Here is a 25,366-nt window from a genome sequence, read left to right on the forward strand (position 1 = left end):
ACTTCGACATCGTGCCTTCCGCGTTCATCGTGGGGTGAGCTGATCGGTGGAGGTACGGGCCGGGGGAGCCGCGGGCGGGACGGCCGGGCCCGCCCGGCGGGCCACGAGCGCCCCGCGCAGCGCCGCCAGCGCCCTGCGCAGCAGATGCGCGAGCCAGGCGCGGCCCATGGCGAGGGCCGGCAGCGGATCGTCGGCCGAGAACCAGGCGCACTCGGTCCGCCCCCGCCCGCCGCCCGGCTCCGGCGCGTACCGGCGGGCCGGGGAGGCGAGCAGCGACAGCGCCGCGTAGTTCTCGACCAGGAACCGGCGGCCGTACACGGGGGAGTGCGGCGGCACCGGGCGGCCGGTGAGGTCCAGGTGCAGCGCCCGGACCACGTCCAGGCCGTCCGGGTCGGTGAAGAGCCGGAACTGGGCGCCGGGCCGCGGGTTGAAGTCGAGCAGGTGGTACGCGCCGGTCGCGCTGTTCAGCCGGAAGTCCAGGTCGCACACGCCCCGGTAGTCCAGCGCGTCGAGCAGCTCGCGGGCCGTCCGGTCGACGGCCGGGTTCACCGTCCAGCGGCCGGAGGCGGTGAGGCCGGCCCCGTCCGGCCAGGAGCGCTCCTTGCGCCCGGTCGCCCCGGTCGAGCAGTGGCCCGCGGAGTCCACGTACCCGTGGAAGAACCAGTCGAGGTCCCGGCCCGCCGGGAGCAGCTCCTGGAGCAGCAGCCGGCTGCCGGCCTCGGCGGTCCGGGCGTACAGCTCCCGCACCTCGGCCAGGGAACGCACGATCGTGGTGCTCCGCAGCCCGTGGCCGGCCGGGAGCAGCCAGGGCCGGCTCCACTTGGCGACCACCGGAAGGCCGAGCGACCACGCCATGGCGGCGGCCTCGTCGGCGCCCTCGGGCAGTTCGGTACGGGGATGGGGCAGGCCCAGGCCCGCGCAGGTCTCGGCGAGCGCCGCCTTGTCGGCGACCCGCAGCAGCTGCTCCTCGGTCTGCTCGGGCAGCAGGAAGCGCGGGACGAGTCCGGGGCGGTGGCCGGCCAGGGCGAGGGCGCTCACGTCGTCCAGCGGCACGGCGAGCACGGGATGTGACGGGTCGTCGGTGATCTCCGCGGCGACGCGGCGCAGGAGGGCGGCGAGCCCGGCGGAGGAGTCCGTCCCGGGGCGCACACGGACCGAATGGAGAAAGCGGGAGCGGGCGACCGGACTGGTGCTCGATTCGATGACGGCATGGACCGGAATTCCGGCCCGTCCCAGCGAACGGGCGGCGCCGAGGGTGCCGTGATGGAAGGGGTTCCGGTCGAGCCGCACAAGGACGGTGGGGACGCTGGTGTCGAAACGCTGGCGCGGCACGGCATGCCCTTCATCTCGGTGCCCCAACTGGGCGATCAAATCCTCTAATGGACTACTGATCAGATGGAAGCGGACTTCACGGTCGGCTTATTAGGAATACTTTCTGAGCATCGGATTGACGGATCATCAAATGGCGTAAAGGTGAAGGAGTGGCCATGGCAGCTGCGTACCGGAGAACATCGAGAAGATGGCTGGGGGTGTTCACCGCCGGTCTCCTCGCCACGGGCTCAGTCGTGCTCGCGTCCCCCGCCCACGCCACCGAATCCACGACGCCGAAAGACCCGGTACCCACCCTCGCCACCGCCATGGGGGCCTTCCTCGACTCGGGCGACCGCGGGGTCGCCCGCATCGGGCAGCTCCAGCGGTGGCTCGGCGGCCACGAACTCCGTGTCGGCCACACCTACCTGCCCGGCGACCTCTGGAAGAACATCGAGGGACCCCCCGGCTTCCTCGACGCCTGGGCCGACTGGCGCAACGAGCGCACCGACCGCATGCTCGTCCTCAACGTCCCTATGCTGGAGCGCAACGAGGCCCGCGTCTCCGACCGCGAGGTCCGCCGCCAACTCCAGCTCGGCGCCGCCGGCTACTTCGACCACCACTTCACGACCCTCGCCGAACGCCTCGTCGAGGAGGGGGCCCGCGACACCGTCATCGTCCTCGGCTGGGAGATGAACGGCACCACCTACACCCACCGGTGCGCCCCCGACCCCGTCGCGTGGAAGAAGTACTGGAACCGCATCGTCACCGCGATGCGTGCCGTGCCGGGCCAGAAGTTCCGCTTCGACTTCAACCCGAGCCGTGGCCTCGACGCGATTCCGTGGACCGAGTGCTACCCGGGCGACGACGTCGTCGACATCATCGGCATGGATTCGTACGACCAGCCGTCGGGGAGCAGTTTCGACCGGCACGTCAGCGAACCGTACGGGCTCCAGAAGCAGGTCGATTTCGCCGCCGAACACGGAAAGCAGATCTCCTATCCCGAATGGGGGCTCTTCCGGAACGGCGACAACCCGGAATACATGCGGCGCATGCTGGACTGGATGAAGCAGCACAAGCCGCTGTACCACACCATCACCGACTACTGTCCGCACGGCGTCTGGCAGTGCGACGACAACCCGCAGTCGTCGCTGGTGTTCCGGCAGGCGCTGTACGGCACGGAACCGGAACTCCCGACGGATCCGGTGGACCCGACGGACCCGGTCGACCCGACGGATCCGGTGGACCCGACTGATCCGACTGATCCGACGATCCCGGAACCGAAGCCTGAACCGAAGCCGGAACCCAAGCCGGAACCGAAGCCGGAACCGAAGCCGGAGCCGAAGCCTGAGCCGAAGCCTGAGCCGAAGCCTGAGCCGAAGCCTGAGCCGAAGCCTGAGCCCAAGCCGGAACCGAAGCCGGAACCGAAGCCGGAACCGAAGCCGGAGCCGAAGCCGGAACCGAAGCCGGAGCCGAAGCCGGAGCCGAAGCCTGAGCCCAAGCCGGAACCGAAGCCCGAGCCGAAGCCCGAGCCGAAGCCCGAGCCGAAGCCTGAGCCGAAGCCTGAGCCCAAGCCGGAACCGAAGCCGGAACCGAAGCCCGAGCCGAAGCCCGAGCCGAAGCCCGAGCCGAAGCCCGAGCCCAAGCCGGAACCGAAGCCCGAGCCGAAGCCGGAACCGAAGCCCGAGCCGAAGCCCGACTGCTGGACCCTGGACCTCGGTTCATGGGTGGAGCACTGGCTCGGTGGGTCCGTCTGTGTCCCGGAGAGCAACTGGAAGGACGACGTCGACCTCGACTGGAAGGACAGCCTGAAGGAGGTCTGGCCCTTCTGACGCCCCACGCGCCGGCGGTGGCGGAGCTCATCCGCCACCGCCGCCGCGGCGGAGCAGCCGTGCCACCCAGGTCCGTTCCCGGGCCTGCCGGGCCGCCCAGCGCCGGGCGTCGGCCGCGCCCGCGCGCAGCCAGAGGAGCGGGGCCGTACCGCGCCCGGTGAGGAGCAGCCGGCGGTTGCGGACCGGTTCGGGACGCCAGTGCTGCTTGTACGACTCGCTGCCCCGCAGCATGCTGAGCGTCGCCCGCCCGCCCGCGCTGGTCTCGCGCGCCCCGTGCCGCAGCAGCATCGTCGCCACGTCGACCTTGCGGGCGCGCAGCGCCGGGTCGGCGCCGTACAGATAGCCGCCCGCGAGCCGGGGGGACATCAGGGTCAGGTCGGCGGCGACCACGTCCCCGGCGAGCCGGAACTCGGTGACCATCGCGTCGCCGCGCTCGACCATGGGCCGCACGGCCCGGGTGAGGTGCTGGGCGAAGCGTTCGCTGGTGTGCTCGGCGGTCACGCCCCGGCCCTGCCACTGGAGTCGATGGAGCTTCAGGAGCCGGTCGAGGGCGGCCGGGACCTCCTCGCCGGACACCACGCGCGCGTCGATGCCGAGCGCGTCGAGCTTGCGGAGCTTGGCGCGGACCCGCTGGGCCTTCCCCGACGGGATCCGTTCGAGAAGCCCCTCCATGGGGACGGCGGGCAGCTCCAGGCAGAGCGAGTCGGGCAGCCGGCGGCGCGGGCCGCGCCAGTGGACGAAGACGCGTTCGCTGGCCGCGCCGGGCCGGACCTCCCGCAGGTCGAGGACCGCGCCGCGGGCGGCCCGGGCGAGGGCCCCGGCGAGGGCGGGCGCCGCCTCCGGGCAGTCGTCGTCGAGGAGGACGTCCGTGAAGTCGGTGATGGTGCCGCCGAGCTGGGTGAGGGCGGGCAGCGGCCCGCGGGCCCGCATCAGGGGCGCGGCGGCGACGAGTGCGCCGTCCCCGCGCCGTACGAGCACCACCCGCAGCGCACCGGGCCTGCCGTACGAGAGCCACCAGGAGTGCAGCCAGGAGTGGGACTGGAAGGGGGTGGCGGAGGAGCAGCGCCCGTACAGCGCCGTCCACTCGGCCGAAAGCCGCCCGAACTCCTCCTCGTCACGGCAGATCTCGGTCCGCAGTGCTCTCCGGTCGGGCTCCACCGTCGGCGTTCTCGGGCTCACACCGCCTCCGCCGGGTGCGTGGCGGCCGCCGGGGCGGGCACCGCGGCGGATGCGGAGGAGGCGGTGGACTGCCGGGAGTGCCGGGCCCCGTCGCGCGTGGCGGCGCGCTTCGGGCGGACCAGGAGGACCAGGCCGCCGAGGAGGCCGCCCGCGCAGCCGCCGACGAGCGCGGAGAGCGGCGCGGACGGGGAGACGGGGGCGACGGGCTTGGTGGCGCGGGAGAACTGGACGACCTTCACCCCGGTGTTGCCCGCGACGTGGCTGCTGTCGAGGACGAGCGCCCGGGCCACCCCGTCGGCCATCGAGACCGCCTGGGCGGGCTTCGCCGACCGCGCGGTGATCGAGATCATCGGCGCGTCCGGGGAGGTCGCCGCCTGCACGTTCTTCCGCAGGGTGTCGGCGGTGACCCCGGCCCACACCTGGGCGTCGCCGGTCACCGCGATGTCGGTGGCGACCCGCCCGTACGCCTGCGCGAAGCCGAGCACCGCCGCCGGGTCCGACTTCTCGGCCGGTACGACGATGACGTAGCTGGTCGCCGCGTACTCCGGGGTCTTCAGGACGCCGTAGCCGCCGCCCAGGACCGCGCCGGCGAGGACGGCCGCCGGGAGGACCGCCCAGCGGCCCGGGAACCGCAGACCGGCGGGGAGGAACGCGCGGGGTGGGGTGGTGTTCATGGTCGGGCTCTCTCACTTCGAGGGGGTGCCGTGGACGGCCTGGTCGTAGAGGGACATCAACTGCCGTGCGCTGTGCGCGATGTCGTAGCGGCGGGCGGCCACCGGCAGCGGGAGCCGGGCGAGCCGGGCGTCCCGGATGCCGCGCAGCGCCGAGATCAGCTCGGGTACGGACTCGCCGATCCGGCGCGCGCCCGGTGCCGCGTCCGGGGGCAGGTCGTCGATCGCCGGGCAGGCCACGTACAGCGCGGGAAGGCCCGCGGCGAGCGCCTCGACGACCGCGAGCCCGAAGGTCTCGTCGGGGGAGGTGGACACGAACACGTCCATCGCGGAGAGGAGTTCGGGCAGCGTGGGCCCGAGCGGGGCCACCATCGGCGGGTCCTCGCAGGCCCCGAAGAACGTGATCCGGCCGGCGGCCCCGCACTCCCGGGCGATCCGCAGCAGCTCCGCGCGGTGCTCGCCCTCGCCGACGAGGAGCAGCCGGGCCTCCGGCACCGAGGCGACCGCCCGGACCAGCCGGTCGAACCGCTTCCCGGGCGTGAGCCGTCCGACGCCGCCGACGACATAGGCGTCCTCGGGGATGCCGAGGACGCCCCGGGTGAGGCGCCGGGCGCGCGCGTCGAAGGCGAACCGGCCGGTCTCGATGCCGTTCGGCACCACCCGGATGCGGTCCGGGGGCACCCCCCAGTCGGCGAGCCGGCGGGCGACGCTGGGCGAGACGGCGACCGTGGACGTGCCGAGCCGCTCGGACGCGAGGTAGAGGGCGCGGGTGCCCGCCGAGAGGGGACGCCCCTCGATCTGGGTCTCGCCGAGGGAGTGCTCGGTGGCGATGACCCGGCGGACCCCGGCGATCCGGGCCGCCGTCCTGCCGTACACGCACGCCCGGTAGAGGTGCGTGTGGACGAGGTCGTAACGGCCCTGCCGGACGATCCGGGCGAGCCGCGGCAGCGCCCCCAGGTCCCGGTTCCCGGTCATCCCGAGGTGGGTGACGGGCGTGCCGTCGGCCTGGATGCCCGCGGCGACCGCGCCCGGATTGGTGAGCGTGACGACCTCGCTGCGCGTCGGCAGGTGGCGGAGCAGGAGCCGCAGCTGCTGCTCGGCGCCGCCGATGCCGAGGCCGGTGATGACGTGCAGGACCTTCACGGCGCACCGACCGCGGCCTGGCCGTGCGGGGCGGGGAGCAGGTCGCCGGGGTGGCGGCGGCGCAGCGGGTGCAGGAGGCGCTTGGCGGTGAGCCGCCAGGGGGTGTCGTTCTCGCCGATGTGGACGCGGGGCAGGGCGTACGTGCCGGTGTGCGGGCCCGGGTCGATCGCGCAGGCGTAGCGGTAGCCGGCCTTGCGTACGGCGCGGATCGCGCGCGGGTCGACCTGCCCGTACGGGTAGCAGAAGCCGTCCACCGGGCGGCCGGTCATCTCCTCCAGGAGCTCACGGCTCTGCCGGGTCTCGGCGGCCAGCGTCGCGTCGTCGGCCTCGGTGAGCGGGACGTGCCGCAGGCCGTGCGAGCCGATCTCCATGCCGGCGTCGGCGATGCGCCGGATGCCGTGCTCGTCGAGCAGCGCCTTGCGCGGCCCGTCGGTGTCCCAGCCGTTCTCGCCGCCGAGGCGGCCCGGCAGGACGTACACCGTCGCCGTGAAGCCGTGCCGGCGCAGCAGTGGCAGCGCCGAGTCGAGGAAGTCCGCGTACCCGTCGTCGAAGGTCAGGCCCACGAGCCCCTTGGCGCGCCCCTCGGCGGTGGCGGCGAGCAGCTCCCGCACCGAGACCCCGCGCAGCCCCCGGTCGCCGAGCCAGTGCAGCTGCCGGGCGAAGCGCACGGGGGAGACGGTCACCCGGTACGGATCGTCAGCGGTGTCCGTGATCGAGTGGTACATCGCCACCCACAGGGGCGGCTTCCACAGGGGCGGCTTCGGCAGCGGACGGCGCAGCGCGGTGGCGGCGGGCATGGGGGGTCCTCCGGAAGGCGGAGCGGGGCAGGGGCGGGATCTCGGGCGCTTTGGCGGCGCAGGCGATGAAGAGCAGGAAGACGCCGACGACGACCAGTCCCGTGACGGCGACGGCGAGGACGGCGGAGCCGACGGCGAGCTGGCAGAGCCAGCCGGCGCCGGTGGCCCAGGCGCTCGCGGTGGCGAGCCGGAGCAGCCCCTCGCCGAGCCGGCCGACGTGGATCGGGACGGCCTGGCGGTGCGCGCCCCGCAGCAGCAGGACGGCGCTGAGGGTGATGCCGAGGGCGTTGGCGGCGGCGATGCCGACCGCGCCCCAGTAGTGGGCGCCGGGGACGCCGGCGGCGGCGGTCGTGAGGAGCCCCGCGGCCATGGCGGCGGCCGGGTACCAGAGCGGGCGGGCCGCGGAGAAGTAGCAGCGGACGAGGGCGCCGACCATCGTCTGGCCCAGCAGGCCGAGGGCGTACACCCGCATGACGGCGGCGGTGGCGGTGGTGTCGGCGCCGGTGAACTCACCGCGCTCGAAGAGCAGTTCGACGATCCGGGGGGCGGCGGCGATCACCGTCGAGGAGCCGACGAGCACGACGACGGCGGCGAGCAGCAGATCCCGCTCGACCCGGCGGCGGGCCGCCTCGGGATCGCCCGCCGCGAGCGCGCGGGCGACCACCGGGAAGCTGACCGTGCACAGCATCAGGGAGAGGATCATCGGCATCTGCGCGACCTTCTGCGCGTAGTTCAGATGCGAGATGGCGCCGGCGGGCAGCGGCGAGGCGAGGAACCGTTCGATCAGGGTCTGGGACTGGCGGCACAGCGAGAACGCGACGACGGGCGCGATCAGTCCGAGGACCAGGACGCGCCCCTCGCCGGTGACGGCGGGCGCGGACGGCCTGTACCGGGGTGTCCGCAGCTCCCGCAGCAGCGTCGGGGCCTGTACGAGGACCATGAGGACCCCGCCGACGGCGACCCCGGCGGCGGCGGACCGCACGCCCCACGGCCCGCGCAGCACCAGGACCGTGCCGATGATCCCCACGTTGTACGCGACGTAGATCGCCGCCGGCGGCAGGAACCGGCCGTGCGCGCGGAGCGCCGCCGAGCAGTACCCCACCAGGGCGAAGGACAGCACACAGGTCCCGGTGAGCCGGGTGCAGTCGACGGCGAGCGCCGGGTCGGGAAGCCCCGGGGCGAGCGCGGCCACCAGCAGCGGCGCCGCGACGATCAGGACGACGGCCGCGATGCCGAGCGCGAGGACGATCCGGGGGAGCGTCCCGCGCACCAGGGCACGCACCGGGTCGTCGGAGAGCCCGGCCGAACGGCGGGCCAGGGCACGGGAGAAGGCCGGCACCAGGATCAGCGCCATCGCGTCCTCGATGAGCAGCGTCGAGGCGAACTCGGGCACCGTCCACGCCACCAGGAACGCGTCGGTCCCGGCCCCGGCCCCGAAGTACCCGGCCATGATCTGGTCCCGCACGAGCCCGAGGAGCGCCCCGGCCGCGGTGAGCCCGGCGGTCACGGCCGCCGCCTTCGCGAGGAACCCGCCGCCTCCGGGGGCGGCGGCACGCGCGTGGGCCCGGCGGCCGGGGGCCGGCGCGGCGCGCGGCGCGGCGGCCGGAACCGCGCCGGGCTGACGCGTCACCCACCGGGCCCCGGCGATCAGCCCGGTGGCGGACGGCCGCGCACCGGCCTCGGCGCGGGCGGCCCGGACGGCGGCGGGCCCCGCCCCCGCCGCCGAACCGTCCCCCGGCAGCACGACGGCCCCCGGGGGCCACGGGGAGTCCGTGGGGCCCGGAGGCGTGGTCGGCCAGGGGTCCGTCAGCGGGGCGCCGCAGGGCGGCCGGGGCGAGGGGGGTGGCCCGTCGGCCCACGGCGCGTCCGTGGGCTCCGGTTCCCCGGCCCACGGGTCACGCACGCCTCACCTCCGCCAGCGACCACCAGGCCGCCAGACCGAACACGACGGACATCAGGACCGTCGACGGGCCGCCGATGTCCGCGTAGAAGAAGTCGATGAGCTGCCAGGCGAGCAGGCCCGTCGCGACGAGCGCGCAGTCCGCGCCGAGCCGCTGCCGCCGCAGCGCGCCGACCAGCAGCGCCACCCAGCTGCCGGCCAGGGCGAGCAGCCCCACCAGGCCCTGCTCGCTCAGCACGAGGAGGTACATGTTGTGCGGGGACAGCAGCGGCTGGCGCGCGAAGGCCGCCCCGGCACCGGCGGTGTCGCTGCCGGAGGAGAGCGCGAGGGAGGCGTTCGAGTCGCGGTACCGGGGGAAGCCCTTGAGGCCGACGCCCGTGACCGGCTCCGCCCGCCACATCCGGCCCGCCGCCGCCCACATCGTGTACCGGTCGGTCACCGACTGGTCCGGTGCGGCCGTCACCTGCGTGATGCTGGCGACCCGCTCCTCCACCATCTCCGAACCGATCCCGAGGCCGCCGACCAGGACCACCCCGAGTGCGGCCGCCACCAGCGCCACCCGCGCCGCCCGCCGGACCCCCGCGAGCAGCAGCTGGATCGCGCAGGCGAGGACGGTCGCGATCCACGCGCCCCGGCTGAACGACAGCACCAGCGGCAGGAAGAGCAGCCCCGCGCAGACCGCCGCGGCCGTGCGGACGCGCCCGGGACGGCTGCCGAGCGCGATCCCGACGGCGACGACGAGCCCGTACGCCACGACCGTCGCCATGCCCATCACGTCGGTGGCGCCGAAGGTGCCGACCGCCCTGACGTCCTCGCCCTGGTACGAGGCTCCCGTGCCGGTCAGGTACTGGGCGACGCCCACCGCGCCCTGGAGCAGCGCGAACGCGACCAGCCCCCAGGCGATCACGGCGAAGTCCCGCCGGTCGCGGATCATCAGGAGCACGGCCGCCGGCACGAGCACGAAGATCTGCACGTAACGGGCGACGCCCGGCAGGCTCGCCGCCGGGTCGTGCGAGGTGATCGCGGCCAGACAGATCCCGAGCACCGGCAGCCCGAGGACGACGGCCGCCGCACGGGTCAGCGGCCGGGCCCCGCCGCGCAGCACCCGCACCAGACAGATCAGGACGAGCAGTCCGGAGGCCGCGTCCGCGACCGTCCCCGTGCCGCCGGTGCCGCCCTGCGCGCCGCCGTCGCCCGGGACGAGCAGCAGCGCGATCACCGCGAGGACCGGGGACAGTGCCCCGGCCCGGCGGGCCCAGTCCCGTACGTCCGGCACCGCCGGAACCGTCACGGCCGTGGCCATCCTCAGCTCCCCGCGGGTCGGACGAGCCCGGCCGCCGTGCGCAGCAGGATGCAGACGTCCTGCCAGAGCGACCAGTGGTCGATGTAGTGGTTGTCGAAGCGGCAGCGGTCCTCGATCGAGGTGTCGCCGCGCAGCCCGTGCACCTGCGCCAGACCCGTGAGCCCCACCGGCATCCGGTGCCGGGCCGCGTACCCCGTGTGGATCTTGCTGAACTGGGCCACGAAGTACGGGCGTTCGGGCCGGGGCCCGACCAGGCTCATGTCCCCGCGCAGCACGTTCCACAGCTGCGGGAGCTCGTCGAGCGAGGACTTCCGCAGGAAGCTGCCGGCCGCGCTCATCCGCCGGTCGCCCGCCACGTTCCAGCGGGTCGCCGACTCGGTCTCGTCGGAGGGGCGCAGCGTACGGAACTTGAGCAGCGTGAAATGGCGCCCGTGCTGGCCCACCCGCTCCTGCCGGAAGAGCACCCCGGGACCGTCCGAGAGCCGCACCGCGAGCGCGCAGAGCAGCAGCACCGGCAGCGCGAGCGCGAGCGCGGGCGCGGCGAGCACGATGTCGAGGGCCCGCTTCGCGGCCCGGCCGCGCCGCTCGCCCAGCGGCACGACCCGCTGCCAGGCGTACCCCCACATGTGCGCGCCCATCGGCCCGTCCTGCTGCCGGCCGACCCGCCAGGTGGCGCAGCCGTACTGCTGGAAGAGCGACACCAGACCCGGGTCGTCGTCGAGGAACACCGCGTCGCGCACGGTGTTCTGGATGACGGCCCGGTGGATCTCCTCGGTCGTGGTGAGCACCGGAAGCCCGGCCTCCCCGCCGCTCCGGGCGCCGCCCTGCTCCGGCACACCGACGATCCCGACCGGTCGCACGCCGTACTCGGGGTGCTGGGCGGCCGCCGCGGCGAACCGGCGCGCGGCACCGGTCCCGCCGATGACGAGCGCCGACCGCGGCCGCTCCCGGGCGATCCGGCGCCGCCGCCCGAGCAGCACCGCGCGGACCAGACACACCAGGGCGACATGTAGGCCGTACGCGGCGCAGAGCCGCAGCGGGCCGATCGCCAGGGCGGGGGAGTACGCGGCGGCCGCGGCCGCCGCCAGGCACCAGGCGAACCCGGCGCGGGAGCCCAGCGCGGGCAGTTCGTCGAGGGCCCGGGTGTGCGCGGCCGGCCGGTAGAGCCCGGCGTGCCCGTCGAGGACGAGGACGACCGCCACGACCGGCAGCATGAGCCGGACGTCCTGGTGCGCCGCGCTCAGCACCGACGCGGCGGCGAGGACCGCCAGCGCGTCGACCGCCACGAGCGCCGCCACACCGGAGCGTTGCCGCACGCGGCGGTGGCGCGGCAGCGCGAGCCGGCCGGGCGCCCCGCGGCGCGGCGCGAGGGAGACCAGGCCGAAGGCCTGGCCCGCCGTGGGCCAGGGGCCCGGCGAGGAGGGAACGCTGGTACTTTCCGTGGTCACTGCGCAATCGGCTCTCTGTGCTCGGCCCCCCGCACCCCGGCCAGCTCGCGGTAGACGTCCGCGACCGCCGCGCCCGTGCGCCGGACATCGAATCTGCTGAGGACGTGCTCGTGGGCCTCGCGGCCCAGGCGGTGCCGCAGCTCCGGTCGGCCCAGGAGGCGGACCAGAGCGGCGGCGAGCGCGGCCGGGTCCTCGGGCGGGACCAGGCACAGGGGTTCATGGGCGGGCGGCAGGCTCTCCCGCGCCCCGTCCACGTCGCTGACGACGACCGGCCGGCCGGTGGCCATGGCCTCCAGGGGCGCGAGCGCCATTCCCTCCCAGCGGGACGGCAGGACGGCCACGTCGGCGGCCCGGTACCACGGCACGGTGTCCTCGACGGCCCCCGTGAACCGCACCGAAGGGCCCGCGAGGGCCCGCAGCGCCTCCTCGTCCGGGCCGTCGCCGACCAGGACGAGCCGGGCCGCGGGCACCTCCGCGAGGACGGCGGGCCAGGCGGCGAGCAGGACGTCCTGCCCCTTCTGGCGGCAGAGCCGGCCCACGCAGACGACGGTGGGCGCCGGGTTGCCGGGCGGGCCCCCGGTCGCGAACCGGGCCGTGTCCACCCCGTTGTGGACGACGGACCAGTCCGCCGATACCCCGGCCTCCTCGCCGGTACGGCGCTCGGCCTCGCTCACGCAGAGGATCCGGTCCGTCCAGCGGGCGCCGAACCGCTCCCAGCGCCGGGCGAGCGCGGCGGTCCGCCCCTGGACGGCCTCGAAGGACCAGGCGTGCGGCTGATAGACCGTCGGAATCCGTCCCCGCACGGCGAGTCGGGCGCACAGCCCGGCCTTGGCGCTGTGCGCGTGGACGAGCCCGGGACGGACCGCACGGATCAGCCGCGCCAGGTCCCGCGTCTCACGGAGGACGGCGGGACCGGGGTCGCGGCCGGCCCGCCAGTCATGGGTCTCGGCGCCCTCGGCGCGGACGGCGGCCGAGAGCCAGGTGCCGGGCGGGCAGACGACCGCGACCCGCAGGCCGGCGGCGCGCTGGGCGCGGACCAGGTCGACGACGACACGGGCGACCCCGCCGTCGCCGGGCTGGACCGCGTGCAGGACGGTGACGGACCCGAGGTCCGCGTCAAGTGGTGACAGCACGTCAGCGCCGGACGTCCGCCTGGAAGAAGACCGCGCCGAGCCAGACGGTGTCCTTCCGGCTGCCGACCCGGACGTGGACCCGGTCGCCCCCCGCGCGCAGCGCCCCCCGCAGGTCGAACACGTCGGAGTCGTATCCGAGGGTGTTCGTACGATCGGGCCGTCGTACGGTACGGGCGGCACCGAATTCCGTGATGCTGGAGTTCAGCACGTCGTCCGCGGAATTGGCGGAATCGGAGAGACGGGTGCTCTTCGACCGGCTCGTTTCCACCGCCAGGTAATCCCCGGAAGTGCCGCGGTCACCGTCATAGGCGATCAACCCGAGACGCCCGGACACACCCTTGGGAAAACGGTTTCCGTCGAGCGGTACCCGCAGCTCGCCGGCGCGCGGACCGACCGTTCGGAAACCGTCCCAGACGCTGATCCTGCGCAGCGGTTCCGAGGCCTTCTCGTACGCGGCGACGAGCGTCCAGCCGCCCCAGCCGCCCACCGTGGAACGGCCCATGGCCACATTGACCTGGGCGACGGTCCACAGCCCCGGGTGCGAGCGGCGGACCAGGTCGGTGACGTCGGCGGAGGCCTGGAAGGCGTCGGCGCCGTCGGCCGTGCGATGGCCGATCAGGGAGTCCGCGCGCAGCGCCTTGTACTGCCCGCCCGGCTCGGCGATCAGGACGCGGCCGTTGTCCTTCGGCGGCTTCTGCTCGCCCACCCGCAGGTTCCCGCCCCAGTAGAGACGGGCCCAGGTCACCCGGGCCCCGGCGGGCACCGGGAGTTCGGCGCGGCTGGAGTTGTACGTGTTCGGGTCGCGGTCCACGTCGACGTACCTGATGGTGGCGCCGTCGTTGGCCCGCTCGGTGCCCTTCGCGCCCTTCGCCGAGGTGTTGGCGGCGCGCACGATCCCCCCGTGCTGCAGGGCCTGGTGGCGCGCGGCGAAGGGGACGCGGCTCGCCTCCCGCGGCTGGGGTGCGGCTGCGGAGGCGCCGGGCAGCGCGGCGGACAGGGCCGCACACGACACGGCGCACAACGCGCTGCGACGCACAGCAAGAAGCGCTGAATTCCGCATACAGGTTCTCCGCTTTGATGAGAGAAGGGAGGGAAGACCCGAGTAGGCCGGGGGAGAAGAAGGTGTCGTCCGCACGAAATGGGTGAACGCGCGGCGGGCCCGGAAGCAACGTTCGGGAACGTTATAACCCCGATGCGGGGCGATAGTAAGCATTAGATGCCCGGAAACGCTAACTCCCGTATCCGCGCGGCCGGTTCCTCGTTGTGCGTGTTGCGCCATTCCACGCCCAGTCCCTCCAATGGCCCTCTTATGGCCCAAAGATCGGTTGAACGTCACCCGTTCGGGAGAGCAACCGATGAAAAGCCGGGGCGTTGTTGAGGGAGCCGGGCCGAACAGTCCGCGCAGTCCGAGTTGGATGAATTCGATCGAGGAGCACCTCCCCATGTCCCGTATCGCCAAGGCCGTTGTCCTGACCGTAGGTGCCGCCGCCGCCGTCGCCGGTACCGCCGGTGCCGCCTCCGCCGACGCCGGCGCCGAGGCTGCGGCCGTGAAGTCCCCCGGTGTCATCTCCGGCAACGTCGTCCAGGTTCCGGTCCACGTGCCGATCAACCTCTGCGGCAACACCGTCAGCGTCATCGGCGCGCTGAACCCGACCTTCGGCAACACCTGCATCAACGCCTGATCTCGCACGCCTGATCGGTCCTTCCGAAGCCGGTGCGCCCACCCCGCCGGGGTGGGCGCACCGGCTTTTTCCTTGCCGGCACTGGTCCGGTCCTCGTTCGGACGCACCCTCGTGCGCCGTTCGGTGCAACGGCGTACGCCCCTCAGGGGGACAGGCCGCGAGGGTGGATTCACTCGAACGGAGGCGTGGCGCTCAGTAGTTCTGCGGTTGCGGAGGGCTATACCCGCAGGCACCGTGAGAGAGCAGTTGTCCGACGCATAAGGAAAAGGAACATATATGCGTCCCCTGGCTACACGCCGCCTCACCGCCCTGGCGATATCCGCCGCCATCACCCTCGGCACGGCGGGACCCGCCTTCGCCGGCGAACACCACCCGTCCACCGCGGCCGACCGGGCCGCCCACGCGCCCCTCCCCGACGCCGCCGCCCTCCTGGCCCAGGCCGAAGCGCTCGGCGACCTCGGTTCGGTGACCACTCCCGTGACCGAACTCGTCACGGCCGCGCTCAAGGCCGACTCCGGCCAGCTGTCCGCCGCCGACGTCGAGTCCCTCAAGAGCAAGATCGCCGCGGCGGTCGACCAGGCGAAGGCCACGGTCCAGGCCCCGCTCCCGGACACCCCGGCGACCCCGCCGGCGGCCGATCTGCCCGTGACCCTCCCGGTCACGCCGCCGGCCGCGGACCTCCCGGTGAAACCGCCGGCCGCGGACACCCCGGTGAAACCGCCCGCGGCCGACCTTCCGGTCACCCCGCCCACGTCCGACCTGCCGGTGAAGCCGCCCGCGGCCGACCTTCCGGTGAAGCCGCCCGCCGCCGAGCTCCCCGCCACGCCCCCGGCGGCCGACCTTCCGGTGAAGCCGCCCGCCACGCTGCCCGTCGCGGCCGACGCGGCGGCCCTCGCGGACGGCAAGGCCGCGCCCGCGGACGTCGTGTCCGACGCGCTCGCGAGCGTCGAGAAGGCCGTCGCCGGACTGCTCGCCGCCGTCACCTCCGGGGACGCCGGCGGAGTCGTACCGCAGGTCACCTCGACCCTGACCTCGCTGGTCAACCTGGCCGTCGCCACCGTGCTCGGCAGTGGGCTGCCCGCACCGGACCTGCCCGGTCTGCCCAAGCTCCCGGCGCTCCCGGTCACCGCGCCCGAGCTGCCCGTCGACCCGCCGGTCGCCGCGCCCGAGCTGCCGGTCAAGCCCCCGCTCCCCCTCGGGTAGCACCCGCGCACCTGTGCCGGTCCGGCGTCCGCCGGACCGGCACAGACGTGTGCGATCGGCAAATCACACCGGCCCGCATCGATCGGGTGCAGTACCGAGAAATCCCTCCTCCCGGAGTTTCCGGGGCGCTCACTCCTCGTTACAGAAGCAGAACGATGTACAGGATTCGGCCAAGAACCCTGTACAGAACGTGACTTGAAAGCACAGAGGAAGGATTCACTCCATGAAGCCCACCAAGGTCGCCGCGGTCGTCGCCGGTTCCCTCATGGCCCTGGGTGCCGCCGCGCCCGCCATGGCCCAGGAGGCGCTGACCCCCACCAGCCTGAACGGTGGCCTCGAAGCGATCGCCGCCAACGGGCTGAAGAGCGACATGCTGAGCAGCACCACGGACGGCTCCCCGGTCCAGACCGTGACGAAGGCGGCGGACCAGCTGAACACCGCCACCAAGGGCGCCCCGCTGCTCGGTGGCCTCCCGGTCCCCGGCGGTCTGGGCGGCTGACGGCACCTCAGCACCACTGCCCCCACGGGCATTTACGGCGGTCTCCGTGCCGCTGTTCCTCACGGTCGGCTGATCGAATGATTTTCTGATCAGCTGCCGTGTGGCCCCGGCGGCACGCCGGGCGCCGACCCATACCCTCTGGCCGATCCCTCGTGAACTTCGGTGTGGATCAGGCCGGTCGGAGCGAGGGGGGATCCTCGCCGGTCTCTCCCTTTATCCAGAGGAAGAGCGGTATGCGGTCCATCATCAGCAGGAAAGTACTCACCGCGGCGGCAGCGACCGGCATCCTGTCGCTGAGCGGCGGATTCGCCCTGGCCGCGAACGCCCACGCCGGTACGGGCGACGGGCCCGGACCGGGCGTGGCCGGGCATGTCCAGGCCCCCCTCCCGGCCGACGTGTGCGGCAAGAGCATGGAACTCGGCGGCTTCGTCGCGGAAGCCGTCGGCGACCTCTGCGACCAGGCGGAGGAACCCGGCGGCTACGGCGAGGAGCCGGGTCCCACGCATCCGCCCCACACGACGCCGCCGACGCACACCAAGCCCCCCACGCACACGACGCCGCCGACGCACACCAAGCCCCCCACGCACACGACGCCTCCCACCCACACGACGCCGCCGACGCACACCACCCCTCCCACGCACACCACACCTCCCACCCACACCACCCCGCCGACCCACACGAAGCCCCCCACGCACACCAAGCCCCCCACCCACCCGGGCCCCGGTGACTGCGACGAGGACTCGGGTTACGGGTACGGGTGCGAGGGCCCCACGAGTCCGCCGAGCTCGACGCCCCCCACGCACACCACCCCTCCCACCCACACCACCCCGCCCACGCACCCGGGCCCCGGTGACTGTGACGAGGACTCGGGGTACGGCTGCGAGGGGCCGACGGACCACCCGCCCACGGACCACCCCTCGTCGCCCGGCCACCCCGGCCACCCGGGACACCCCCAGCTCCCCGAGACCGGTAGCGAGCCCATGCTCATGGGCGCCGCCGCCGTCAGCGCCGCCCTGATCATCGGCGGCACCGTCGTCCACCTCCGCGGTGGACGCATCGCCCGCCGGCACTGATCCCGCGGTCGAGCACCGCGTCAACCAGGGCCCTCGCCTTCACCGGTGAGGGCCCTGCGCGTTAGTGCACATGGGTTAGTCCCGCGACGTTTCGGCCAAGGGGCTCGTTCTCCTCGTATGACTCTGCGTTCTCACGCGGGCATGGGACTCCTCATGACCGCATTCGCCTCCGCCGCCCTGGCCTCCCCCGCCGCCGCCGTCGAGGCGCCGGTGATCGTCCCGCTCCAGGGCCTCGATCCGGTCCTGCCGATGGACGCGCCGACGGTGGCGACCGGCGTTCCCGTACCGATGCCCGGCGCGCCCACCGGCTTCCAGAAGGGCCTCGGCGCGCTCCCGGACGTCGCCCTGCCCAGCGTCCCGCTCACCGGCACCCTGCCGGAGACCGTCGTCGACGCGCCGCTGCCCGAGCTCCTCAAGGGCAGCGAGCCCGGCCATGCCCTGCTGAGCAGCCCGCACCGGGAGATGAAGGCGGCCACCCCCGGCGCCGTCGTCGGCAACCCGCTGGAGGCCCCCCGCGGCAACGGCCTCGAAGCCATTCCCGACCTGACGGAACCCCAGGTCGGTCTGCTCACCCCGGTGCTCAGCGGGGCCCTCGACCCCCAGCTGGGTCTGGCGCCGAACGCGGGCTGACGCGAGCACCGTCCCCCGTTCATTCGTACGATCGTTGACCGGGCGGGTGAAGACACGATTCTTCCCCGCCACCCCAAGGGATGTCGGTCGTTGCAAGAGAAGGCTTGTCGCATGGCCGAGGCCCGCGGGCCGAAGGCGTTCCGTCGTATCCGGCGGCGGACGGCATTCGGGCCGCGGGCCATTTCTTCGATTTTCCTTCTTCTCGTTCGGCCCAATGGCCGTGACCCGGAACGGGGAACGGCGTTGAACGGGAGTGACGGCCGTGATTCCTGCGGTCGCTTTCCACGTCCAAGGAGTTCTTGATGTCTCGCATCGCGAAGGCTGCCGCTGTTCTCGCCGGCACGGGTGCCGTTGCCCTCAGCGGAGCCGGCCTGGCCGTCGCCGACTCGGGCGCCGAGGCCGTCGCCGCCCACTCTCCCGGTGTCGCCTCCGGCAACGTCGTCCAGGTCCCGGTCCACGTGCCGGTCAACCTCTGCGGCAACACCGTCAACGTCATCGGGCTGCTGAACCCGGCGTTCGGCAACACCTGCATCAACGCCGACGGTGGCCACGACGACGGCGGCTACGGCGGCTGATCCCCCGCTTCACACGGATGTCCCCCCGGCCGTCGGCCGGGGGGACATCCGTGTGTGGGGGTCAGGCGTACCGGTAGATCCGGCTGTGGTCGAACATCGACGCCGGGGTCACGCCCCAGGGCGCCATCGGCTCGTGCCGGGCGGCGACCTTGCGGTACTGGGAGTCCCCCAGGGGCGGCGGTTCCGCCGGCAGATAGCCGGCGCCGGGGTTCCGCTGCTGCCAGCGCGACCAGACCAGGTCGACGAAGGAGTGGTGCAGCCAGAAGACCGGGTCGTTCACGGAGCCGCCGCCGAGCATCAGACCGCCGACCCAGCGGTGCACCCGGTTGTGCAGCCGGAACCGCTCGTTGCCCCGGCCCGGCGCCCAGCCCTCCAAGGCGTTGCGGAAGCCGCTCGCGCTCGTCGAGTTCCAGGGGGCCGCGTCGTACACCCGCTCGCGCATCACCGCGTCCAGCTGGGCCGGGGTGGGGAGCGTGATCGGGTCGCGAGGACGGCCGAAGTCCCTGGTCAGATAGCGGACGTCGGTCATCGACTGGGTGATCGTCCACCGTCCCGTGGCGTGCGCGAACGGGCCCGTCATCACCTGGAGGTCGGCGCGGCGGCCGTTGCCGCCCATGAAGTCCTCGCGCCAGATCGAGGACGCCGGCGAATTGTCCCGGGTCCAGTCCCAGTACGGGACGGAGACCGTCGGGTCGATCCGGCGCAGGGCCGTCTCGAAGTCGAGCAGGAACTTGCGGTGCCAGGGCAGGAAGCTCGGGGTCATGTGGGCGATCCGGAGCCGGCCGCCCCCGTCGGCCGTGTAGTAGTCGATGTGGGTGCGGACGAAGCGGTCGTACGCACCGGTGCGCTTGAGCTCCAGGACGGCGGCGACGAACTTGCGGCGCTCGGCGCCGGTCAGATCGCGCTGGTTCTTACGCGTGTACACCACGCGGGCTCCCTCCCGTCGGGTCGGTGGGGACGCCGTGGGCGCCCGCGAGCGGGGAGAGCCGGGCCGTGCCCAGCTCGTCCACGGCCGTGCGGGTGGCAGCCAGGGGCGTCGGACAGGACTCGTAGTGGTCGATCGGGGTGACCCAGCCGCCGTCGGCGCAGCGCATCAGATGCAGCGGACGGCCGTCGACGAGGGCGGTCGGCTCGCCGCCGGGGCCGGAGAAGCCCAGGAGGCGACGGCCCCGGTACATCTCGTCGAAGGCGTGCGCATCGCGCGTACCCCCCGACGCGGGTCGGGCCGATTCCGGTCGGGTCGCGACACGGCCGAGCGCACCGCCGGTGAAGGCGGTGACGGCCAGGGCGAACAGGGACCGCAGTGCGACGCGGCGCGGGACGATCATCAGTGATCTCCTGGTGGTCGGCTTATGCCCTCAGGGCACAACGATGAAAACCCGGGTTCGTTGCGGTGGAAATGGCAGCGGCGTGAATGTCGGCCGTTCGAGTGAATTCGGCACGGGGAAAGGGTGGTTGGAGCACTAGCATCCGGTTTCATGACCACTTCCAACGTCGTTTCCTCGGCGCGCAGCGCCTCTCCGCTGGGAACTCTCACGGTGATTCCGTGGTCCAGCGAGCCCTCCGCCGAATCGGCGGGCACGCCGTTCCTGATGGCGTATTCGCTCGGCGACGGCCGGGACGGTCCCGAGGCCGGTCAGCAGGCGATGCGGACGGCCCTGGAGTCGATGGGCCTCTCGGTCGGCGACCGGCTCTTCGATCTGGAGAAGGACGCCGGGATCAAGGCCTCGCTGCTCGTCGAGGCCGGTTCGGCCGTGCTCACGCTGCCCTTCCTGAAGGTGCAGTGCCCGGTGCCGGACGAGTGGCAGGCGGCCGCCCGCGAGCAGGGCAAGGTCTACTTCCTCTGCTCCGTGCGGCCCTGGGCCGAGGGCGTGCCCGGGGAGCCCGTCGAGGAGGAGCGGCTGAAGGCCTTCGTCTCGGACGAGGAGATGCTCGCCGACAGCGCCCACGTCCTGCTGCCGGTCCGCCGCGTCCAGGGCTGACCGGGAAGGGGGCGGCGTCATGGCGACGGCGAACGTACGGGGCGGGGTGCCGGGTCAGCGGCAGGAGGAGGCCGGGCCGGAGACCGGAGGGCCGATCGGCGCGAGCCGGGCCCTCGCCCGGCTGCTGCTCGTCACCGGTGCGGCGGGCGTGCTCGCCGCCTGGGTGATCACGATCGACAAGTTCCTGCTCCTGGAGGACCCGGGCTTCCAGCCCGGGTGCAGCCTGAACCCGGTCGTGTCCTGCGGCAACATCATGAAGAGCGAGCAGGCGGCGGTGTTCGGCTTCCCGAACCCGATGCTCGGACTCGTCACGTACGCCGTCGTCGTCGCCGTCGGTGCCGGGCTCCTCGCCGGGGCCCGCTACCGGGGCTGGTTCTGGCTCGGCCTCAACGCCGGGATGCTCTTCGGGGTCGGCTTCTGCACCTGGCTGATGTACCAGTCGCTGTACGAGATCAACTCGCTCTGCCTGTGGTGCTGCCTGGCCTGGGTCGCGACCATCGTCATGTTCTGGTACGTCACCGCCCACAACGTCCGGGAGCGCGTGCTGCCCGCCCCGGCGGGGCTGCGGACCTTCCTCGGCGAGTTCACCTTCGCCCTGCCCGTCCTGCACATCGGGATCATCGGGATGCTGATCCTGACCCGCTGGTGGGACTTCTGGACGAGCTGACGTGCGTCACCTCCCCTCCTGGTTCACCTGGCCGCGAGCCGCACTGACCGTGCTGCTCGCGGCCGTCGCCGTCCTCCTGCTGGTGCTGCTGCCCGGCCGGACCGGCACGCGGACCGTGCCCGAGGCGGCGCCCGAGCCGCTGACGGGTGTCCCTTCGGGGTTCTTCACCGGCTCCGACGAGGCCGGGGTGCGGCGGATCGCCGAGGTGCAGGAGTGGCTCGGCGGCGGCTCGCTGACGGTCGGTCACACCTATCTGCCGGGCGACCGCTGGTCCAACATCGAGGGGCATCCGGCGCTCTTCGCGCCCTGGGCGCGCTGGAAGGCGGAGCGGCCGGGCCGTCTCTTCGTGCTGAACGTGCCGCTGCTCGACCGGAACGAGGCCGGGCTGCCGGACACGGAGGTGCGGGCGGAGCTGCGGCAGGGTGCCGGGGGCGCGTACGACGGGCATTTCCGGACGCTGGGGGAGCGGCTCGTCGCGCACGGGCTCGGCGACGCGGTCCTGGTGCTCGGCTGGGAGATGAACGGCACCACGTACAGCCATCGCTGCGGCCCGGACCCGACGGCCTGGAAGGCGTACTGGCGGCGGGTGGTGGGGGCGCTGCGGGAGGTGCCGGGGCAGCGGTTCCGCTTCGACTTCACGCCGAGCCGGGGTCTCGACGCCATCCCCTGGCCGCACTGCTACCCGGGCGACGACGTCGTCGACATCATCGGGATGGACGCCTACGACCAGCCGGCCGGGCTCTCCTTCGAGGAGCAGGTGGACGAGGAGTACGGGCTCGCGCACCATGTGCGGTTCGCGGCGGCGCACGGCAAGCCCGTCTCGTACCCGGAGTGGGGGCTCTTCAGGAACGGGGACAACCCGGCCTATGTACGGGGGATGCTGGACTGGTTCGCGGCGCACCGGCCCGTCTACCAGACCGTCACCGACTACTGCCCGCACGGGGTGTGGGAGTGCGCCGACAATCCGGAGTCGGCGCGGCTCGTCCGGGGCGCGCTGGGGGCGTCAGGCCGGCGGTGAGGGCGTCAGGCCGGTCTTGAGGGTGTCGACCGTGCGGTTCAGGAGGGCGACGAGGTCCTCGCTGCGGCCGTGCTCGGCCCAGTGGACGGTCGCCTCGCGGAGCGCGCCGAGGACCGCCGCCGTGAAGATCCGTACCTCCAGGTCGTCCGCGTCCCGGCCGGTGCGGTCGGCGATCGCGTGGGCGAGGCGGCGGCCCGTCACCGCGGTGGTCTCGGTGAAGCGGGCGCGTACGGACGGGATCTCCACCATGAGCCGGGCGCGCAGCCGGGTCTCCTCGGGCTCCTCGTCGAGGGCGGCGCGGACGGCTTCGAGGACGACCGCACGGAGCGATTCGAGCGGCTCCTCGCCGGCGGGGCGGGCGCGCAGCCGGGCTTCGAGGAGCTCGTCGTTCTCGTCGGTGAGGACGATGTCCTCCCGGACCGGGAAGTAGCGGACGACGGTGGAGGGGGAGACCTCGGCGGCCGCGGCGATGCGTTCGGTGGTGGTCGCGTCCCAGCCGTGCTCGGCGGCGAGCCGGTAGGTGGCCCTCCGGATCGCCGCGCGGGTCTTCGCCTTCTTGCGTTCGCGGAGGCTGGGGCGTTCGTTCATGGGTTCATCGTCCCAGGTCAGGCGTGCTGGTAGGCCACCAGCGAGATGCCGACGTAGTGGACGATGAAGGCCGCGAGGGTCAGCGAGTGGAAGACCTCGTGGAAGCCGAACCAGCGCGGGGAGGGGTTCGGGCGCTTGATGCCGTAGATGACGCCGCCCGCGCTGTAGAGCAGTCCGCCGACGATCACGAGGACGAGGACGGCGATGCCGCCGGCGCGCATGAAGTCGGGCAGGAAGAAGACGGCGGCCCAGCCCATCGCGATGTAGCAGGGCGTGTACAGCCAGCGAGGGGCGCCGACCCAGAAGACGCGGAAGGCGATGCCGGCGGCGGCCGCGACCCAGACCGCCCACATGAGCGGCTTCGCCGTGGAGTCGGGGAGGAGCAGCAGGGTGAGCGGGGTGTAGGTGCCCGCGATGATCAGGAAGATGTTGGCGTGGTCGAGGCGTCGAAGTACGGCCTCGCCGCGCGGGCCCCAGTTGCCGCGGTGGTAGAGCGCGCTGATGCCGAAGAGCAGGCAGGCGGTGAGGACGTAGATCCCGCAGGCGATGCGGGCGCGGGGCGAGTCGGAGAGGGCGACGAGGGTGAGGCCCGCGACGATCACGGCGGGGAACATGCCCGCGTGCAGCCATCCTCTGAGCCGGGGCTTCGTCGGGAGCGACGCGGTGCGCTCGATCGGGGTCACTTCCGGCGTGGCTGCAGTCATGAGACGGAATCCTAGCTACGGCTCCGTAGGTAGTGGATATGAGTGGCGATGCTCACATGTGCACCCCCCTGGACATATGGGCGAATCCGTCGGATGATCAAATGAGTGCGGTCGGCACCGGATGAGCAGCTACGACGCATCCGGGTCGCAGCCCCCACGGGGCATACAGCGGAATACACCCCTCAACAAGGAGCAATCGTGGCGCGCGACAACGCGGCTCCCCTTCCCACCCAGCACCAGGAGCTCGTCTCCTGGGTGAACGAGATCGCCGAGATCACCCAGCCGGACAACATCGTCTGGTGCGACGGCTCCGAGGCCGAGTACGAGCGCCTGTGTGAGGAGCTCGTCGCCAAGGGGACCTTCAAGAAGCTCGACCCGGTCAAGCGCCCGAACTCGTACTACGCCGCCTCCGACCCGTCCGACGTCGCGCGCGTCGAGGACCGGACCTTCATCTGCTCCGAGAAGGAGGAGGACGCGGGCCCGACCAACCACTGGAAGGCCCCGGCGGAGATGAAGGACATCTTCGCGGGCGAGAAGGGCATCTTCCGCGGCTCCATGCGCGGCCGCACCATGTACGTCGTGCCCTTCTGCATGGGCCCGGTCGGCTCCCCGCTCTCCGCCATCGGCGTCGAGATCACCGACTCCGCGTACGTCGCCGTCTCCATGCGCACCATGACCCGCATGGGACAGGCCGTCCTCGACGAGCTCGGCACCGACGGCTTCTTCGTCAAGGCCGTCCACACCCTCGGCGCTCCGCTCGCCGAGGGCGAGGCCGACGTGCCGTGGCCCTGCAACTCCACCAAGTACATCTCGCACTTCCCGGAGACCCGCGAGATCTGGTCGTACGGCTCGGGCTACGGCGGCAACGCCCTGCTCGGCAAGAAGTGCTACGCGCTCCGCATCGCGTCCGTCATGGCGCGTGACGAGGGCTGGCTCGCCGAGCACATGCTGATCCTCAAGCTGACCCCGCCGCAGGGCGAGGCCAAGTACGTCGCCGCCGCCTTCCCGTCCGCCTGCGGCAAGACCAACCTCGCGATGCTGGAGCCCACGATCTCCGGCTGGACGGTCGAGACCATCGGCGACGACATCGCCTGGATGCGCTTCGGCGAGGACGGTCGCCTCTACGCGATCAACCCCGAGGCCGGCTTCTTCGGCGTCGCGCCCGGCACCGGCGAGCACACCAACGCCAACGCCATGAAGACCCTCTGGGGCAACTCCGTCTTCACCAACGTCGCGCTCACCGACGACGGCGACGTCTGGTGGGAGGGCATGACCGAGCAGGCGCCCGCCCACCTCACGGACTGGAAGGGCAACGACTGGACACCGGAGTCCGAGACCCCGGCCGCCCACCCCAACGCCCGCTTCACCGTCCCGGCCGGCCAGTGCCCGACGATCGCCCCCGAGTGGGAGGACACCAAGGGCGTCCCGATCTCCGCGATCCTCTTCGGTGGCCGCCGCGCCTCCGCCGTCCCGCTGGTCACCGAGTCCTTCGACTGGAACCACGGCGTCTTCCTCGGTGCGAACGTCGCCTCCGAGAAGACCGCCGCCGCCGAGGGCAAGGTCGGCGAGCTGCGCCGCGACCCCTTCGCCATGCTGCCGTTCTGCGGCTACAACATGGGCGACTACATGGCCCACTGGGTCAAGGTGGGCGCGAACGCCGACCAGGCGAAGCTGCCGAAGATCTACTACGTGAACTGGTTCCGCAAGAACGACGCCGGCAAGTTCGTCTGGCCCGGCTTCGGCGAGAACAGCCGCGTCCTGAAGTGGATCGTCGAGCGCCTCGACGGCAAGGCCGAGGGCGTCGAGACCCCGATCGGCATCCTGCCGACCGCCGAGTCCCTCGACACCGACGGCCTGGACCTGCCGGCCGAGGACCTGGAGTTCCTCCTCAAGGTCGACCGTGACGTGTGGCGCGAAGAGGCCGCCCTCGTCCCGGACCACCTGAACACCTTCGGCGACCACACGCCGAAGGAGCTGTGGGACGAGTACAACGCGCTCGTGGAGCGCCTCGGCTAGTCCCTCTCGAACTCG

General features: G+C 73.0%; 24 protein-coding genes and 1 pseudogene. 11 read left to right on the forward strand and 14 right to left on the reverse strand.

Going from position 1 to position 25,366, the window contains the following annotated elements:
• Positions 1–24 precede the first annotated feature (24 nt).
• Complete coding sequence (locus AB5J54_RS25240; RefSeq protein WP_369146179.1) at positions 25–1,332, reverse strand: ATP-grasp domain-containing protein; 1,308 nt, start codon at positions 1,330–1,332, stop codon at positions 25–27.
• 305 nt (positions 1,333–1,637) lie between these two features.
• Here AB5J54_RS25240 and AB5J54_RS25245 point away from each other — a divergent pair.
• Positions 1,638–2,471 (forward strand): annotated as a pseudogene (locus AB5J54_RS25245) (glycoside hydrolase family 26 protein); the annotation flags it as partial.
• A 696-nt stretch (positions 2,472–3,167) separates the two neighbouring features.
• Here the strand turns inward: AB5J54_RS25245 and AB5J54_RS25250 are convergent.
• From AB5J54_RS25250 to AB5J54_RS25290, 9 genes are all read right to left on the reverse strand, one after another.
• Positions 3,168–4,277 (reverse strand): GNAT family N-acetyltransferase, encoded by a 1,110-nt coding sequence (locus tag AB5J54_RS25250; RefSeq protein WP_369149453.1) that lies wholly within the window; start codon positions 4,275–4,277, stop codon positions 3,168–3,170.
• Between the two features lie 38 nt (positions 4,278–4,315).
• On the reverse strand, positions 4,316–4,993 hold the full coding sequence (locus tag AB5J54_RS25255) for a lipopolysaccharide biosynthesis protein (RefSeq protein WP_369146180.1): 678 nt from the start codon (positions 4,991–4,993) through the stop codon (positions 4,316–4,318).
• Positions 4,994–5,005: 12 nt separating this feature from the next.
• Positions 5,006–6,133, reverse strand: coding sequence for a glycosyltransferase (locus AB5J54_RS25260; RefSeq protein ID WP_369146181.1), 1,128 nt, complete (start codon positions 6,131–6,133; stop codon positions 5,006–5,008).
• Entirely contained in the window at positions 6,130–6,930 is an 801-nt protein-coding gene (locus tag AB5J54_RS25265) for a polysaccharide deacetylase family protein (RefSeq protein ID WP_369146182.1), read from the reverse strand. The genes AB5J54_RS25260 and AB5J54_RS25265 overlap by 4 nt, the downstream gene beginning before the upstream one ends.
• Positions 6,830–8,560: a murein biosynthesis integral membrane protein MurJ gene (gene murJ, locus AB5J54_RS25270; protein WP_369149454.1), complete on the reverse strand. Its 1,731-nt coding sequence runs from the start codon at positions 8,558–8,560 to the stop codon at positions 6,830–6,832. The genes AB5J54_RS25265 and murJ overlap by 101 nt, the downstream gene beginning before the upstream one ends.
• A 265-nt stretch (positions 8,561–8,825) precedes the next feature.
• The gene (locus AB5J54_RS25275) at positions 8,826–10,133 is read right to left on the reverse strand and encodes an O-antigen ligase family protein (protein ID WP_369146183.1); all 1,308 of its coding nucleotides are present in this window, start codon (positions 10,131–10,133) and stop codon (positions 8,826–8,828) included.
• A 2-nt stretch (positions 10,134–10,135) separates the two neighbouring features.
• Complete coding sequence (locus AB5J54_RS25280; RefSeq protein ID WP_369146184.1) at positions 10,136–11,581, reverse strand: sugar transferase; 1,446 nt, start codon at positions 11,579–11,581, stop codon at positions 10,136–10,138.
• Positions 11,578–12,714: a glycosyltransferase gene (locus AB5J54_RS25285; protein ID WP_369146185.1), complete on the reverse strand. Its 1,137-nt coding sequence runs from the start codon at positions 12,712–12,714 to the stop codon at positions 11,578–11,580. The genes AB5J54_RS25280 and AB5J54_RS25285 overlap by 4 nt, the downstream gene beginning before the upstream one ends.
• A 1-nt stretch (position 12,715) precedes the next feature.
• Positions 12,716–13,774, reverse strand: coding sequence for a DUF3344 domain-containing protein (locus AB5J54_RS25290; RefSeq protein WP_369146186.1), 1,059 nt, complete (start codon positions 13,772–13,774; stop codon positions 12,716–12,718).
• A gap of 382 nt (positions 13,775–14,156) precedes the next feature.
• Between AB5J54_RS25290 and AB5J54_RS25295 the strand changes: the two genes are divergently transcribed.
• From AB5J54_RS25295 to AB5J54_RS25320, 6 genes are all read left to right on the forward strand, one after another.
• Entirely contained in the window at positions 14,157–14,396 is a 240-nt protein-coding gene (locus tag AB5J54_RS25295) for a chaplin (protein ID WP_369146187.1), read from the forward strand.
• A gap of 276 nt (positions 14,397–14,672) precedes the next feature.
• A complete protein-coding gene (locus AB5J54_RS25300; protein WP_369146188.1) occupies positions 14,673–15,599 on the forward strand; it encodes a hypothetical protein in 927 nt (308 codons plus the stop codon).
• A gap of 223 nt (positions 15,600–15,822) precedes the next feature.
• Positions 15,823–16,098: a hypothetical protein gene (locus AB5J54_RS25305; RefSeq protein ID WP_369146189.1), complete on the forward strand. Its 276-nt coding sequence runs from the start codon at positions 15,823–15,825 to the stop codon at positions 16,096–16,098.
• Between the two features lie 233 nt (positions 16,099–16,331).
• On the forward strand, positions 16,332–17,171 hold the full coding sequence (locus AB5J54_RS25310; protein ID WP_369146190.1) for a hypothetical protein: 840 nt from the start codon (positions 16,332–16,334) through the stop codon (positions 17,169–17,171).
• Positions 17,172–17,324: 153 nt separating this feature from the next.
• A complete protein-coding gene (locus tag AB5J54_RS25315) occupies positions 17,325–17,801 on the forward strand; it encodes a hypothetical protein (RefSeq protein WP_369146191.1) in 477 nt (158 codons plus the stop codon).
• A gap of 302 nt (positions 17,802–18,103) precedes the next feature.
• A complete protein-coding gene (locus tag AB5J54_RS25320) occupies positions 18,104–18,376 on the forward strand; it encodes a chaplin (RefSeq protein ID WP_369146192.1) in 273 nt (90 codons plus the stop codon).
• A 61-nt stretch (positions 18,377–18,437) separates the two neighbouring features.
• Here AB5J54_RS25320 and AB5J54_RS25325 read toward each other — a convergent pair whose 3' ends face one another.
• The gene (locus AB5J54_RS25325) at positions 18,438–19,304 is read right to left on the reverse strand and encodes a tyrosinase family protein (RefSeq protein ID WP_369146193.1); all 867 of its coding nucleotides are present in this window, start codon (positions 19,302–19,304) and stop codon (positions 18,438–18,440) included.
• Positions 19,288–19,704, reverse strand: coding sequence for a tyrosinase family oxidase copper chaperone (locus AB5J54_RS25330; RefSeq protein WP_369146194.1), 417 nt, complete (start codon positions 19,702–19,704; stop codon positions 19,288–19,290). The genes AB5J54_RS25325 and AB5J54_RS25330 overlap by 17 nt, the downstream gene beginning before the upstream one ends.
• A 150-nt stretch (positions 19,705–19,854) precedes the next feature.
• On the opposite strand from AB5J54_RS25330, the gene AB5J54_RS25335 reads away from it, so the two are divergent.
• The 3 genes from AB5J54_RS25335 to AB5J54_RS25345 are packed head-to-tail and all read left to right on the forward strand — an operon-like array spanning position 19,855 to position 22,043.
• Positions 19,855–20,358, forward strand: a complete 504-nt coding sequence (locus tag AB5J54_RS25335; protein ID WP_369146195.1) for a DUF5949 family protein — start codon at positions 19,855–19,857, stop codon at positions 20,356–20,358.
• Positions 20,359–20,377: 19 nt separating this feature from the next.
• Complete coding sequence (locus tag AB5J54_RS25340) at positions 20,378–21,025, forward strand: vitamin K epoxide reductase family protein (protein WP_369146196.1); 648 nt, start codon at positions 20,378–20,380, stop codon at positions 21,023–21,025.
• A gap of 1 nt (position 21,026) precedes the next feature.
• Positions 21,027–22,043, forward strand: a complete 1,017-nt coding sequence (locus AB5J54_RS25345; RefSeq protein WP_369146197.1) for a glycoside hydrolase family 26 protein — start codon at positions 21,027–21,029, stop codon at positions 22,041–22,043.
• On the opposite strand, the gene AB5J54_RS25350 is transcribed toward AB5J54_RS25345, so the two are convergent.
• Both AB5J54_RS25350 and AB5J54_RS25355 read right to left on the reverse strand, forming a co-directional pair.
• Complete coding sequence (locus tag AB5J54_RS25350; RefSeq protein ID WP_369146199.1) at positions 22,029–22,631, reverse strand: TetR/AcrR family transcriptional regulator; 603 nt, start codon at positions 22,629–22,631, stop codon at positions 22,029–22,031. The genes AB5J54_RS25345 and AB5J54_RS25350 overlap by 15 nt on opposite strands.
• A gap of 17 nt (positions 22,632–22,648) precedes the next feature.
• Positions 22,649–23,335: a hemolysin III family protein gene (locus tag AB5J54_RS25355; protein ID WP_369146200.1), complete on the reverse strand. Its 687-nt coding sequence runs from the start codon at positions 23,333–23,335 to the stop codon at positions 22,649–22,651.
• Between the two features lie 198 nt (positions 23,336–23,533).
• On the opposite strand from AB5J54_RS25355, the gene AB5J54_RS25360 reads away from it, so the two are divergent.
• Positions 23,534–25,351, forward strand: coding sequence for a phosphoenolpyruvate carboxykinase (GTP) (locus AB5J54_RS25360; protein WP_369146201.1), 1,818 nt, complete (start codon positions 23,534–23,536; stop codon positions 25,349–25,351).
• The last annotated feature ends 15 nt before the right edge of the window (positions 25,352–25,366 follow it).

Origin of the sequence: Streptomyces sp. R44 (assembly GCF_041053105.1) — a bacterium.
In the GTDB taxonomy this organism is placed as follows: domain Bacteria; phylum Actinomycetota; class Actinomycetes; order Streptomycetales; family Streptomycetaceae; genus Streptomyces.